Origin of the sequence: Stygiolobus azoricus (genome assembly GCF_009729035.1) — an archaeon.
GTDB lineage: Archaea > Thermoproteota > Thermoprotei_A > Sulfolobales > Sulfolobaceae > Stygiolobus > Stygiolobus azoricus.
This window is the reverse complement of sequence record NZ_CP045483.1, coordinates 1,197,513-1,211,343: the sequence shown is the minus strand read 5'-3', so window position 1 is coordinate 1,211,343 and position 13,831 is coordinate 1,197,513. Positions and strand designations below refer to the sequence as shown.

General features: G+C 38.8%; 11 protein-coding genes, 1 pseudogene and 1 CRISPR repeat array. Of the genes and pseudogenes, 3 read left to right on the top strand and 9 right to left on the bottom strand.

Going from position 1 to position 13,831, the window contains the following annotated elements; genetic code table 11:
- Positions 1–7: 7 nt before the first annotated feature.
- The 4 genes from csx1 to D1868_RS06655 all read right to left on the bottom strand — a co-directional run bounded on the left by csx1 (position 8) and on the right by D1868_RS06655 (position 5,707).
- A complete protein-coding gene (gene csx1, locus D1868_RS06670; protein WP_196770217.1) occupies positions 8–1,009 on the bottom strand; it encodes a CRISPR-associated CARF protein Csx1 in 1,002 nt (333 codons plus the stop codon).
- Positions 1,010–1,465: 456 nt separating this feature from the next.
- Positions 1,466–2,557, bottom strand: a complete 1,092-nt coding sequence (locus tag D1868_RS06665) for an MFS transporter (RefSeq protein WP_156006757.1) — start codon at positions 2,555–2,557, stop codon at positions 1,466–1,468.
- Positions 2,558–3,035: 478 nt separating this feature from the next.
- Positions 3,036–5,198 carry a hypothetical protein gene (locus tag D1868_RS06660; protein WP_156006755.1) on the bottom strand — a complete coding sequence of 721 codons (2,163 nt, stop codon included), beginning with the start codon at positions 5,196–5,198 and terminating at the stop codon, positions 3,036–3,038.
- A complete protein-coding gene (locus D1868_RS06655; protein WP_156006753.1) occupies positions 5,183–5,707 on the bottom strand; it encodes a hypothetical protein in 525 nt (174 codons plus the stop codon). The genes D1868_RS06660 and D1868_RS06655 overlap by 16 nt, the downstream gene beginning before the upstream one ends.
- A gap of 743 nt (positions 5,708–6,450) precedes the next feature.
- Between D1868_RS06655 and D1868_RS06650 the strand changes: the two genes are divergently transcribed.
- Together D1868_RS06650 and D1868_RS06645 are read left to right on the top strand one after the other, a co-directional pair.
- Positions 6,451–7,428 carry a YncE family protein gene (locus D1868_RS06650; RefSeq protein ID WP_156006751.1) on the top strand — a complete coding sequence of 326 codons (978 nt, stop codon included), beginning with the start codon at positions 6,451–6,453 and terminating at the stop codon, positions 7,426–7,428.
- The gene (locus D1868_RS06645) at positions 7,425–8,105 is read left to right on the top strand and encodes a hypothetical protein (protein WP_156006749.1); all 681 of its coding nucleotides are present in this window, start codon (positions 7,425–7,427) and stop codon (positions 8,103–8,105) included. The genes D1868_RS06650 and D1868_RS06645 overlap by 4 nt, the downstream gene beginning before the upstream one ends.
- 1,225 nt (positions 8,106–9,330) lie before the next feature.
- Positions 9,331–9,649: direct repeats of the CRISPR family, unit length 24 nt; unit sequence GTCGAAATAAGGAAGAACTGAAAG.
- Between the two features lie 69 nt (positions 9,650–9,718).
- Here the strand turns inward: D1868_RS06645 and D1868_RS06640 are convergent.
- The 4 genes and pseudogenes from D1868_RS06640 to D1868_RS06625 form a co-directional block, all read right to left on the bottom strand.
- Positions 9,719–10,438 carry an RAMP superfamily CRISPR-associated protein gene (locus D1868_RS06640; protein ID WP_231112322.1) on the bottom strand — a complete coding sequence of 240 codons (720 nt, stop codon included), beginning with the start codon at positions 10,436–10,438 and terminating at the stop codon, positions 9,719–9,721.
- Positions 10,431–10,988, bottom strand: a complete 558-nt coding sequence (locus D1868_RS06635; RefSeq protein WP_156006747.1) for a hypothetical protein — start codon at positions 10,986–10,988, stop codon at positions 10,431–10,433. The genes D1868_RS06640 and D1868_RS06635 overlap by 8 nt, the downstream gene beginning before the upstream one ends.
- A gap of 237 nt (positions 10,989–11,225) precedes the next feature.
- Complete coding sequence (locus D1868_RS06630; RefSeq protein ID WP_156006745.1) at positions 11,226–11,405, bottom strand: hypothetical protein; 180 nt, start codon at positions 11,403–11,405, stop codon at positions 11,226–11,228.
- A gap of 56 nt (positions 11,406–11,461) precedes the next feature.
- Positions 11,462–11,665, bottom strand: a pseudogene (locus D1868_RS06625) (hypothetical protein); the annotation flags it as partial.
- A 453-nt stretch (positions 11,666–12,118) separates the two neighbouring features.
- Here D1868_RS06625 and D1868_RS06620 point away from each other — a divergent pair.
- Entirely contained in the window at positions 12,119–12,409 is a 291-nt protein-coding gene (locus tag D1868_RS06620) for a C2H2-type zinc finger protein (RefSeq protein WP_196770216.1), read from the top strand.
- Between the two features lie 413 nt (positions 12,410–12,822).
- Here D1868_RS06620 and D1868_RS06615 read toward each other — a convergent pair whose 3' ends face one another.
- Positions 12,823–13,560 carry a magnesium transporter CorA family protein gene (locus tag D1868_RS06615; protein WP_196770215.1) on the bottom strand — a complete coding sequence of 246 codons (738 nt, stop codon included), beginning with the start codon at positions 13,558–13,560 and terminating at the stop codon, positions 12,823–12,825.
- Between the last annotated feature and the right edge of the window lie 271 nt (positions 13,561–13,831).

Sequence of the window (13,831 nt, the reverse complement as noted above, 5' to 3'; positions counted from 1 at the left end):
CAGGATTTCAGCTAAAAATTTCGGGCTCAGAAGTTAATTTGTCCCTATTTCCCTCTAGCTTATCAATCTCGTTCAATACTGCTGACCTAATTAGCTCAGACGTATAGTATTTCTCAGTTAAATCCCTGATATCACTTAACTTTACGCAATTTTCTTCAACTTTTCTACTTCCAATTATCTTGCTGAGTACTTTTAACAATGCGTGTAGGTAGCTGAGTTCTATATCCATCTTGTCTTTATATACTAAAGTGGTTCCCTCCAAAGCTAAGTTAATTGACGGTTGACCGTAATCTAACACCTTAATCCTCTGTTCCACGCTTTCCATGCACTTCATTATTTCATTCTTATTCATTAATAGGAATAGGAAGATCCCTGAAAACAGTGCGTTGGCTGAAGGAAGTATTAATTCCTTGTCGCATTTCAGCTCCTTGGACAATTTGTTAATTATCAAGTTCTTTATGTTACTCTGTAAGAAGGGAGTTAGAACAGCCAGCAGGGAAATTCTAGTATTAACCTTTTCCTCAAATACCTTGCTAATGTGATAAGGTCCTTCGCTTTTTCCTATTACTGGCTCCGAGTTGTAAATCCTAATTGTCAAGTTCTTTTTATCAATTGCATAAACATAAGATGCTAACTTTATTGCCTCCGTAGCCAATAATGGCATATAATTCACTCCGTGGGTTATGTCAATGTAAACCTCATCAGGATTATTCTCCTCAAGGATTTTCAGGGAGTTATAGTACACGTAGTTAAAGTATAGGGTAGTCTTTCCGTCCACCTGCCTGACTTTATTTCCGAATACATTAGGTGCTACCAGAACATCCTCCCCCTGGAGTTGCAATTCCTTCTCCACAATCCTCTTAACCTCATTTGAACACTCAAGGTATAGTGACGATTGATCCGGTTTACTAGTGTCTTTACAAAGACTTAACCCGGCATAAACTACGACCTTATCTATGTTTAAAGCCTTTTGGATAGCTTTGAAACTTGCCTTTGTCTTGCATTTCACCTCTTTTCCTTCGCTTTCAATTTCGACAGCATTACTCTACCTCCCTATAACCACTAGGATCTCCTATCGGCGCGAAGAGAATTTTCATAAATAGAAGTTATCATTTTCAATATTTAAATAACAAGTGGGACAGTTTGCTTAATTTAGATAAGACACTACTGTCAAGTGAGAAGCAGAGAGATTACCTTCATGTAGGGAAAAACGCGAGTGAATCTCTTTCTTCTAAGACTCTTTGAGTTTTTAGCCAAATCAGTAGTAGATTGGCGCATTTCTTCATACTAGGTAGGTTTTCAACTCTTAACATTACAACGTGTTAGCATGATAAACTGCTGAATAGGTGTAATTTAGGAGAAATCATAACTAAACTTCAACTGATTACAAGGGATCGCATTTGGAAATGATAGCAGAGAGTTAACTTTCGTGAATTCCCGTTTCAAATGAAGAGTCCTATGACCTTCACCTCTTTACGTTCCTGAAAAGGCTGTAAAATACGATTGTTGAGGTGAAATATAAAGCCCCGGTTATCAAAAAGGGCAAAACCAAATTCCCCTTATTAAATAAATAACCTCCTAAGGAAGGTGCAAAAGCCCTCGGTAGAGAATCAATTAACTGGATAAGACTACTCGCCCTACTCCTCTCGTCCCTAGGTATAAGACTCATCACTAAGACTGGTGAAGCCATATTCATCAGAGCATTTCTCAGGACGTATATTACTGAAGCTACAAAAAACGTTGGTGAGAAGGGGAGGACGAAGAGTAGTAGCGTTGCAACAACGTGAGTGTAAACTATTGTCTTAACCATCCCCAATTTCTCAGATAGCTTTGAGGAATAAATTACCGCAAGGGCTAACGTCAGCTGAGAACTCATGAAAACCGGTGAAATATCTGACGCCGTTACGTAAAACCTAAGCCTGAACCATAAGGACATAAGGGGCAGGATCAGCCCCGCACCAAATCCGATCAAAGCTTCCGGTAAAAACTTACTTATTGTGGGAAGTGAGGATAACTTAATTACGTTAATTAAGTTAATTAACTTAATTTTCCCCTTATAATCCTCCCTTACCGTGAACAAAAGCGAAAAGGAAATTAAGGAAACCACAAACTCTAAGAGGAATATCTGACTATAACTTAAGAACAAAGGGAGTGAAGAGCCGAGAACACTGAAAAGGATGTTTAAAGACGTCTGATAGCTATAAACTCTTTCAAGGTTTTTAGCCTTATCAGCTATAATCGCACTGATCAACGACCCACTACCCCACCCTACCATAAAGATGTATGCGTAAACGAACTTCAGGTAAAAGAGGAAAATGAATACAGCCGATAGACCCCTACTTAGCAAAGCGAATTTCTTTCTCCCGTACAAGTCCCCTAATATCGAGAATATAAAGCCCTCTACAGACGAGACTAAGATGGATAAAGTAAACAGGACTCCGATAAACAAGGGAGAGTAGTGAAGGGAGAGTAAGTATAACGATACTACTACTGTGTTAGCCCCCCAAATTATACCGCTCATCGAGGTAGAAAGAATAAGCCTATAAACATCATCCATATTACTGCTCAGCTCTTAAAAATTGTTCGATCGAGAAGTTCTGGGGTCATGAGGAGATTATAACAATTTTCAAATCACCAGGGTACTAAAATCCTTTAGGTTCAAGAGAAAATTAGTTTAGTAAATATAACTTTTTCCTCACCAAGGTGCCCCTATACTCGTAAACTACTAAATGGACCAGCAAAAGGAGAAAACACTACTTGTAAACAAAACAACGAGATATCACCATAAGCCTTACGAGCCTACCTTGCCCACAACTCAGAATAACTGGTGATCAAGATAAACTGCATCTTTGAGTCTTCATTATTTCGACACGATACTGAGAATAGACAAGATAGGAGAGAAAACTTTCCTTTCCCTTATTTCAACTGTTTTACACGGTTTACACAATAGTTTTTCTCATCTTCTTCTTTCAGTTCATCATTATTTCGACCCCACCCTAAAGGTGGGGGCTTTCAACCTTTAAAAAAAGTGTATCTTATGAAAATGAAGTGGGATAGGTGTAAACAGCATAAGGCGTCACTATTATTTCTGTTGTAAACGTGTACCCATTAGATGTAGTTAAACCAATGTTCATTTCAATATATTCTATTTGACCACTATTTAGAACAGATGCGTCATTAATATTTTGAATATTAGGTGTTAATATCCCAGTAACAGGTATTGAGATTGTAATCGTTTTAGTTACGTTTTGTAGTGGGGATACTACTAGAGGTGGATTTAAAATTACATCACTAACTCCAAGATAGTTTACATAGAAGGCTTGTTCGTTAGGTGTATTAACAATTGAATAGTACTCATAAAGTTTTAATGCTACGGGCATACTTGTAAATACTTCTGTTACATTAGTTGGGTTTTCGACCTCAAATTGCAATCTCAAAACTATTGGAGTAACAATCGAGACTTCACCCGAAGATGACGGACCAGGTATTATATACCCATTATTGTTATTGATATTCCTAGGATTAATAGATAATATGTCGAATGAAAGTCCACTCCCTAGTTTTATGTACTCGTTAGGAGCTTCGAAATATAGATTACCATCTATAGTTCCATCGAAAACTTGAACTGAAAGACCTGGATTAAGTATACTAGAACTTTGGTAAAATACTACTTCTGTGTTGCTACTAGTTGTAACACTACCACTAGCACCATTAACAATTGCCTCACCGTTCAGCTGATCGACACTGACGTTGTAAGAAGACGTTGGTGGCAAAATCATGGATGGGGTCAATTCTGATGATGCGTTTAAATAGCTCACTTTAGAACTGCTAATACTCGCACTTGCTATAACTGAGTTTAATCGCATTTCTCCTACTTCCCCTATATTTCCGGCTACATATCCTCCTAGGTATAGGTACTGAACTCCTAACAGTTGACTGATATAAACCTGGTTAAACGACATTGTATTGATATTGCCTACTAACGTTCCATTACTGATAAATCCCGAAATTTTTATATTATTACCCTTTAAAGTTTCAGGTTTACCATTAACATACCCCTTGAAGGTACCGTTAAATACACCATTTACTGAAACATTTACAATTACTATATTTACATTTTTAGCATTTGATAGGGTAAATTGAGACGTTGGGGGGAGTTGGAAATTGTAGTAACTTCCGGGTAAGAAACTTATATTCCCAGTGAAACCTACTAAGTCCTTTAGCGTCGCATTAATGAAACCACCACTTAATGTTATACCTTGAGCCTTTCCGTTTAACGATATTGAGTTGGGTGAAACGAAATATCCGCTTAGCTGACCCGAAATTTCGAGATAAGCGTTAGTAAAACTGCCGTTAAAATATCCGTTAAATTTAGCAAGTGGATTTGGTAAGTTTGTTGGGAATAATGAGTTAGTAGTGAACCCTATAGGACCATACCAATTCAAGTCCAATTCAAGTGTTTTATTTCCTGGGCTAGCGGCCAAGAGTGGAGACCCAAATAGCCCGTTAAAACTCACTGTGCCTCCGTACTGCTCCAAGAACTTTGCTAATGGTTCTCCATTATTAGGCAATGGAACTTGCTCGAATTGCGGCTTTTGTATCACCGTCAATGACTTGGGAACTACTGAAATGAACGCTAGCGTTGGTTTCAGCAGTCCCGCTAGATTTAATAAGGATAAATACGTCGGTGGATAGGCGTAGATTATATTACCATATTGGGTGACTACTGCAACAGTCACTATTTTACTAATATCAAGTTTGTAAATTGACGCTAAGGGAATTTCTATTGCCTTATCGTAACCATAAGTTGCATTAGCTTCACTTAAATTTACTATTAAGTGCGTTGGCAGCACGAGCCATTGTGAATTATTGTAATTTATTAAATAAGATTTAATCACAACTGGTATAGGAGGATTTGTCTTACTGGTAAATATAATATATAACCTACCGTTAGTGTAAGCTAAATACAATGGAGGTAGGGCGGGAGAGGGTTCTGTAGGATTATACACGAGCTGAAACTCAGAAAGTTGCTGTTCAGCAAGATTTTTATAACTACTAGCGCTCTCTTGTGCCTGGGCTTGTTGCGTTGGAAGTGATAGTAAATAAAGTCCTAAGGGTACTAATACTGCAATTAATAGAACTAGTAGTATAAGATATCCAATTATTTCAGATAACCCTTTATTTAATCTTTTAGCCATACATAACCCACCTCCACCAAACCCTTCTGAGTTGGGATAAAAATCCAAACAATTGCGTCATAACCATTAGGGATACTTACTAACTGGGTAGCACCCGTAACACTTTTCCAAATGGGGACATTACCCGCATATAACTCATGTAAAGAAGTTGTATAGAGCGTGACAGGAGTACTAGTAGGTATTGTACCGTTAATTTCCACTGTAAAATTACCTTGGTATGGTGAAATCTGGTTGCTACCGTACAGTGATGGGTTTACTGCAACTGCTGTTAAATATATAGTCCCATTATAGTTGAAATCAGTAGGTACTATGACTATAGAATAATAATTTCCAGTGCTTACAGCTACAGTCTTGCTGATGTATAAACCTTGAGCTACATCACTAGCGTAACTAGAAATAGCCGAACTATTAGCTATAAACCCAGAGAAGACAGCTGTTATGGCAAAAACTACTAGAGCAATAACTATAGTCGCTATGAGCAACATGAAAACACTGAGTACATTTTCCATAATTGATAATTATAATTAACTAATATTTAAATGTGACTCCTTAAGTGTCTTATATCGTTGTCAAACAGTTTTTTGGAAATTTTTAAAGAGTGTATAATATGGTAAGGACTTAAGAATAAGTTTTTCTTTAGTTAGTATATGTTAATATACTTGTAAAATGTTCAATATATGTTCAATCAATTCTAACAGTGTTTAACCGCTTATTATTAATGTTTAATAACTTTATTAAAAATGTATTAGTAGCTCCATTATTATATTTTTCTCTTTTTAATTTCATGTCAAACTTAATTTTTGTTTATTTCAGTTATAAGTGATGTTTCAACTCCTTATATTCTAACCTTCTTCTTTATGACCACAAACAATATTTGTACAGATTTAAACACAACCCTTTTCATAAAAACATACTTCCCCTAACTCCAGCGTCTTCTAAAAGGGGAGCCTCGCAAATGCATAGTCAATTTTAGAAAGTAAAGCAGTTCAATTATTTCTAGTACGGCGCTCTAAGTGACTAGATTTCCTTCCCTCTCTGACGTTATGAACTAAAGCCCTGCATTAACTCTTCGAGCTAGATCCCCCAACCTATGGTGGGAACTATGAGGATGGAACCCTCGCTTGCAGGTTCATAACCTAGAAAAACACCACAACCCAGAAAGGATTAAATTTCTATAATTTTTACGGTTTATTAATATTATGAATAAGTTTAAATATATATGACCATACATATAATTCGGGGAAAGGGACTAATGAAGCTGGTTAAAACTCTTATAACGGTCTCGAGTATAAGCACCTCCTCAGGTCCCTCCTACGGTGTATACTATAATGGGAAAATATACATAGTAGCCCAAAGCGCAAACCAACTCCAAGTAATATCTAATAACTCCGTAATCAAGACTATCACTTTGCCCTCATACCCCCCAGCAGTCCCGTTCAAGGTAACCGAATGCAATGGCGACTTCTACATCGTCTACCAAAAGGGCCCTGAAATCAACAGTAACGGGGATGTCATAAAAGTTTTCAGACTACCCAATACGGGTAAGTTCCCCGAGATTTGTTCCGCTGACGGGTACGTAATAGTCACCGCCTCAGACGGTAACAAGGTCTACTTCATCAAAAACGGAATAGTACACAACGTGACAGTAATGCCCTCACCTCAGGGCCTCGCTTACGACGTGGCTACAAACGTGATTTACGGGATATCCTTAAAAGACTTTAAGATCGTTTACAACTTCACTCTCAACGAGAGTGGAATGGACACAATGACTTTCGTACCCCCAGACGAGATAGCTGTAGCCACTTACGACCAGCAAGTGTTCTTCCTCAATGCCACTACAGGTAAAGTAATAGCCATCACAACGCTACCGGTAGGTGATGCAGGGATCAACGGTTACTCCCAGATTGTCTATATACCATATGACGGCTTAGTGGCTATATCCCTAGCACATAACAACGACCAAGTGGCCTTGATAAACGGAAGTATAGTAGCCTTGGTCACCGTGGGTAACGCACCTAACGGCATAGTTTACGATCCCCAAAACCACCAGCTCTACGTCATGGACTACGCCTCTAACGAGGTGTCTTATTTCTCACCTCCCCCACCACAGACTACCTACAGTACCACCAAAATACAATCACCTTCCCTCTTACCCTACATGACAATCATAGTAGTCGCCATAGTCATCGTGGTGGTAGGTTCATTACTTATCAGGGGGAGGAAGATATGATATCACTCAAGCCCGGAATGACCCCATTACCAATAGTCCTAGGTTACTTCATCATAGCCGGGATAATAGCTGGACTAATAGTCTGGAAAGGTAAGCCCAGGTTTACCACCTTGGACTTGGTCTACATCGGTATAGGAGGGGCCTTTGTTGCAATTGCCGACCACACGATAGGCGATATGATATTCCTACCCAACGGGATTTACCCTATTATTAACCCCCCGTTCTGGTTCAGGATCATAACGTCATTCATCGTGATCGCCTTAGTAAGGAAAGTGGGGAGTGGAATGGCAGTATTTACAACTTACGACCTCATAAGCGATATTCTGCACTTCGGTTTCGAGGGCGAACCCTTATGGCTCATCGAGGACGCGTTGACTTACGGCCTGTTCATGGACGTCGCTATATTCCTGACTAAGGGAAACCTCTTCGGTGTCTTAGAGAGTGACGTGAGCAGGCAGAGTTTGAAAGCCATTGTAGAAGGGATATTACTAGGTTTCGCATTCTCCTTCGTCCATCCGTTCTTCACATACGGGTTCATAGCACCTTTGATCCACGGTTTCATCCCCAGCCAAGAGAGGGTTCTCTACTTGTTTATAACGTATATGGCAAGTAGCTCAATTATCAGTCCTATTGCGAGTTTACTTGCCTTAAGGGTGTCTAGGGTCATCTCAGTATAGAAAGCTGTCAAACGCGCAAATTTACTAGGGAAAAACACTATATAGGAGTGACCACCGTAACCGCTAAGCCAGTAAGTTGTCAAACGAGAGGAGGAAGAGCAAAATCAAATCAAAACAGAATTGAGTCAACAATAAACTTATCACCAAGTCATTAGGTGGTTTTGGCAAACTTGTAATAAAGTCCCGTCGGTCAAGTTATACTGATTACTCCCTGCTGACAATAAGTCATCGTAATCAGACCCTCACTACACGGAGTAGCACCCACGAAGGGGTGTAACGCCAGCTAACAGTGGAGTGTTGACACTGCATAGCTGTACTATACCTTAACAGCTTAACTAGTTACTGTGTAGTCATACCATCACGTTTGTCCCTATACCTCAACCACTCCACAAGTAATCCTTCGAGCCAAACGGCTAACTACTGAGTTTGAGCATTCGCATGACAGAACATAAAAAGGGATCTACTATTTCGTGCTATGAAAAATGATCCTATTTTATTATTAAGAAGCTACATAACCACTACTCTTCCCTCTCTTTAAACGGTAATCGATTGAGGAAGTCAATATACTACATGAAAATATTCAACCAAATTGAAAATCTGCCACGATAGTAAGCTAGAAATAATACTGGTAGGTAAGGTGAGAAAACATCCAAGCTCAGGCAATAGTAAGCTAGAAATAATACCGAGCTAGAAAACTTATACTAATTTCCTAAACCAGTATTACGTGAAAAAAGGAAAAACTAGTAGAATTATAAGAATTTTCTATTTGTATAAATTAAAAATCATCTACTCTTAGCATTATTCTTCTATTCTACAAACACTTTACACACGTTAATAGAAAGGTTTATTAGATAGTTTAAATTATCTCAGATTAATTTGAAAAATACTTTGTGAATTCAAAGTCTAGTACTGTTCTTGTCTTTTTATTTGTTAATAATCATTTTATACTCCTCAAAATGAGGGAGGAGTAAAAATTCTAGTCAAACAGATGTCATTTTTACTGTTGAAAACAGCCTAACCCGATTTACGACTTCTACAGAGTTTAAATAGGGGTTATTAATTTTACTGTTGAAACAAGTACGTAAAAATAAGGGGTTAATGATAGTTTCTACACTTAACCCCCTTAATCACTGTTGAAAAGCAACGCTTATTACTTACTATTTCTACACTACTAGTAGAGAATAGTGTAAAATGAAGGAAAGAAAGGACGTAGGGGCGAGGCACGGTCGAAATAAGGAAGAACTGAAAGAACTTTTCTCTTTTCATACCAACTCACTCTCTCTGTCGAAATAAGGAAGAACTGAAAGTTATTCTCCTGCGTGCCTTGTAGCTCCAGAACCGGTCGAAATAAGGAAGAACTGAAAGAATTAAAACCACGTAGCGGAAAAACGCTTAGAAAGAAGTCGAAATAAGGAAGAACTGAAAGACATCCACAAGACATTTGTTATCTTTGACCAAAATGTCGAAATAAGGAAGAACTGAAAGATAAGTCAAGAATTTTATATGAAATATCTCCTTGCGTCGAAATAAGGAAGAACTGAAAGATTTCTGGTCTGTGGTAAAAAGAGTGGGAGTAGGACAAGAAGTAGGAGAAAGAAAGAAAAAAAGAGTAACTATCCCTTAATAATGTCGCTCAACGGTTGGAATTTAGGCCTTCCGGTGAGGCTGTCAATTTTAGCGTACTCGCTCTCCTTTAAGTCCAATGCGGCATAACCTATTCCTCTCGACTTCCCACCACCTATGAAAGTCCCTACTTGGCTCAGAAACTTTAAGGTCTCTAACCACTCTTTAATCCCATCCCTGACAATAACCTTTGCGCTTACGCTCTTCACATCTACTATCTCTTCCTTAAACAAGTGTTGTTCCCTCACTCCTCCGGTCACTCTGTCGATTACTGCGTGTGTCCTCAAGTTGATCCCCGCGTCTATTAACGTGTCGGAGAAAGTCACTGCAGAAGCGAAGTACTCACTACCATATAACCTCTCTATTGGGCAGTTGAGCATTGCGATGAACCTCTGTAATTCATCTGACTTTGACTCTAGATTCTTAGCCTTCATCACTTCTTCCAACGTAAACCCCCTAGCCTTAAGTAACTCCTCGACTTTCTGATTATCGACTTTCTCCTCTCTGTGCTCTTTGAAGTGGTTTTCGCTAGCGAAAAGTATCTCTGTAGCCCTTCTGAAGATCCCCTTCCAGCTACTCCACGGGATCACGTAATATCCCTCCATTCTCAGGGCTGTCAAAGTGTCTATGCTCTCCTTAGGCCCTCCGACTCTCAGACCATATGGGGTGTTGAACTTTAACTTAAACAAGTATACTTCCATTTTACCCATTAACCCTCACCTTATCGAGTAGTGACCTCAGGTCTTCTATGCTCACCATAAAGTTAAGCCCAGCTGGGAGTAACTTGTCGTACTCTCCCTTATTCTCGACGAAAACTAAAGTCCCTTCGCTCAACGTCTTGAACACTGGTTTTAGCCCTGACATGTGGTCGTTGGTGAACCAACCAGTGTAAACTGAAGTGTCACCTATGATCACTTTCTGTTCATGTAATTTCTTCACTGTGAAGTAAGTTTTGCCGAAAAGTGTTGGTACGCACTGTGAGAGGCAATAGCTCAGTCCTTGTGGTTCTGGCAATTCCACCTCTCCCTTGACTTCTACCTTGACCTCAGTGTTCATCCTGCTCTTAGCCCTCCCTAATTTCAACTTACTTGACTTGATCACATCTATTACCTCACTTGGCTTTGCTAATGCCCACATGTTTCCAAGCTTTTTGTACTCGTAAGCGAATAACATACCGTGTTGTGTAGAGCCAAGCTTCTTGTTGATGGCTACGTGCATTGAAATGATTGAGTCAGCAGTAAAACGTGAGTAAAACGTCATTTGTGAGTTTTCTAAATCCTTTATTCAGTTTAGGGACTTGAAGAAAAAAGTCTCTTTCCTTCAACTTCTATAACCCGCTTCAGTACGCACTATCTCCACTCGTAACATCTTCACCAATAATTCTAAACTAGTGTGTGATGAATGAATGGAACTCTGACTTTTTAAAAACTCTGGAGAGCAGCGTCACGAGAATATTGATACATAGAGGTTAAAAAGTTTGTTATGTTTTGAAATTAATCAACGGCTGGCATAGTCTAAGAGGAAAAGACCAATTAGAACTAACAATTTACCAGCTGAATCTCCCTGGTATATTGTTAGTTCTAATTTAATACTTATACCCGCTAAATATAATAAGTAAGCTCCTAGTCCTATTAGGATGGCACCCAAGACTCCGATTGCAATTTTTTTAATAGACATTCTAAGAAAATAGCTACATCACAGTTTAAAAGTTTTTATTGTTTGACTGTTTGTCCCTACACTCTCATGATCAAGTGTAGGGACTTAGCCCTCAACCACCTACCAGGTGGGTCATGGGTCTCCTTCGAGCCCAACGGCACGGTGCTCACATCTCCGTTTACGGGGCTTGGAACATTGCCATCATCTCTCCGTAGGCGTAGATTCAACACAGCAACAAAATCCCTATGCCACTTCTCTAACCCTTGGGGGATTGCCCCCATCGGATTTGCAGCTTACTTACTTCTCATCATCCTCTTCACGAAATTAATTTCAATGAATATAAAAAGACTTCATTCGTTATGAAAAAGGATTCAGCCCCCTAACGATACTCCCGAAGAGGAGTAATTTAGTATTAGGGTCCTTTTCCAACACAGTCCTCTTACTCTCGCTAAAATATTTTTGTTCCTTAATACTTCAACTCTCTCCTCACCTTTGCATAATCTTCACGCATTTCTCAACCTTCACATCAAATTCCGCATTCTTCTTAATATGAAAATTCTATGATACTAAGGAAATCCTTTTGGTTCTCGTAGAAGGAATACAAATTACACGGATCGTTGAGGGTTTTACTTTCAGTTCTTCCTTACTTGGTATTTACGTATAGTAAAGTTTATATATAAAGTTTATAACCGTTCTTCTCTTTCAGTTCTTCCTTATTTTGAATGGTGTCAAAGATGGCCTATAGGTGTCCTGAGTGTGGTAAGGTCTTCAAAGACCTCAAAGCCCTCAGATCCCACTTCATAAAGATACACAGAAATAACTATTGTAGTCTATGCAAAAAGCGTGTGAAGCACTACGTTATGCACTGTATGAAGAAAAAGGATGACGTCTGGCACTTAATATACTTAGTGTTAATTGATGGGTTTTCATCGCTTAATGAAGAGGAGAGGGAACTGGCGGAGAGGTTATTGGTGAAGATGTTACGAGTGGAGATAGTGTTTACTGAAGCGGGTTATAGAAGTTGAAGGAAAGAGACTTTTTTCTTCAAGTCCCTAAACTGAATAAAGGTACAGTAAATAAAAATAATAACGGTAGTGGCATACCCGATGGCATTCTTTTAATTTTTTCTTTTACTAATACGAGTGTAAGCGATAGTTGACAAGGTGCTGAGAGATGAAACTTCTAGGACAAGCTCTTGGAAACATCTGTCGGTGGTTGTTAAGAGTCAGTTAGTACATTTAGGGTGACTGATTATTCCCTTTTAACAGAACTCGTGATCTGTGTAACTTAAATGGCAATTTGTTATATAAACAAATGTTTTTTACCACTTTCTGTTTCTCTCGATGCATAATTGAACTAAAAGTTACAAGTCTACTGGCGTACGAATTTTGCGTGTAGTGTATGCATCCTTCTGCAAAGTGTCATATAATGCTAAAGTTTATAACCAATTTATCTTCTTTAAGTACAGCGTCAGTATTATTCCCAAGACCACTAGTGGAGTGAGAAAGTATACCGTATTAATTGAGTCCAGGCTTGAGGGTAAAGATGAATAAGACACAGCGTACAGACTGGCAATGGCTGTAATTGGTAAAAATATGAAGGAAATAGACGTGAGCTTCTTTATTATGATGTTTAACTCGTTTTGGACTTCTGTTAAGTAGATATTGTACAAATCCGCTGACCTTGTAATAAGGATTTCAGACCTCTCGTAAGCGAAAGATATGTTATCCAAGGTGTCCTTACTTATGAATTTGGAGAGCTTTTTAGCTACGTAAAATAATGAGGATGAGTCGGAGTAAAGCGTTTGGATCTCCCTCCTTAGGTCTTTCATCTCTCCTACGTCTTTCACCTCCCCCTCAGTTATCCTCTCGAAGAGATCGTCGAACTTGCGGAAGAGTTCTGTCCTCTTTGTACCCAAGTAATAGACTACCTCGTCTAGGATTACGTCTATTATGGTATTTACATCGCAGTTACTAAAGTCGGAGTCCTTAATTATGTTAAATAACTCCTTGCTGTGTATGATTACTTTACCGTTAGTCACGGAAAAATATGTGGACTTTCCGTCTATATCGATCCTGACGTGTAAATTATCGTCTGTGAAGACTACTCTGTAAACGTTTAGGTCTTCCAGCGGGAGTTTGGAAACATCCTCGTCCAACTGAATTCCGCACTTCATGAATTAGAGAAAATGAAATTGGGAGTAATAAGCTGATCATAACGTAGTGAGGGTAATGGTGTTTTTGTTATGGAGCTGACTGATTTTGTTTATTTTCTTTTTCTTTTCTCATTTCATGTGCAGCTGCTTGAGATGCATCCTTTAATAACTTAGCTATTAGAAGTCCTAGGTGGTGATGACCCAATTTATCACCCCTTTAGACATTTACCTTCTAGACTTTAAATTTTTTCTCCGATCACTCTGACAACTGTGAACGAAGGATAAGAATAAG

What these genes read in the sequence shown, in the direction of transcription:
- D1868_RS06665 (WP_156006757.1), bottom strand. Translation starts at nt 2,557, where the DNA reads ATGGATGATGTTTATAGGCTTATTCTTTCTACCTCGATGAGCGGTATA.
- D1868_RS06630 (WP_156006745.1), bottom strand. Translation starts at nt 11,405, where the DNA reads ATGTCTATTAAAAAAATTGCAATCGGAGTCTTGGGTGCCATCCTAATA.
- D1868_RS06660 (WP_156006755.1), bottom strand. Translation starts at nt 5,198, where the DNA reads ATGGCTAAAAGATTAAATAAAGGGTTATCTGAAATAATTGGATATCTT.
- D1868_RS06645 (WP_156006749.1), top strand. Translation starts at nt 7,425, where the DNA reads ATGATATCACTCAAGCCCGGAATGACCCCATTACCAATAGTCCTAGGT.
- D1868_RS06640 (WP_231112322.1), bottom strand. Translation starts at nt 10,438, where the DNA reads ATGGGTAAAATGGAAGTATACTTGTTTAAGTTAAAGTTCAACACCCCA.
- D1868_RS06620 (WP_196770216.1), top strand. Translation starts at nt 12,119, where the DNA reads ATGGCCTATAGGTGTCCTGAGTGTGGTAAGGTCTTCAAAGACCTCAAA.
- D1868_RS06650 (WP_156006751.1), top strand. Translation starts at nt 6,451, where the DNA reads ATGAAGCTGGTTAAAACTCTTATAACGGTCTCGAGTATAAGCACCTCC.
- D1868_RS06615 (WP_196770215.1), bottom strand. Translation starts at nt 13,560, where the DNA reads ATGAAGTGCGGAATTCAGTTGGACGAGGATGTTTCCAAACTCCCGCTG.
- D1868_RS06655 (WP_156006753.1), bottom strand. Translation starts at nt 5,707, where the DNA reads ATGGAAAATGTACTCAGTGTTTTCATGTTGCTCATAGCGACTATAGTT.
- D1868_RS06635 (WP_156006747.1), bottom strand. Translation starts at nt 10,988, where the DNA reads ATGACGTTTTACTCACGTTTTACTGCTGACTCAATCATTTCAATGCAC.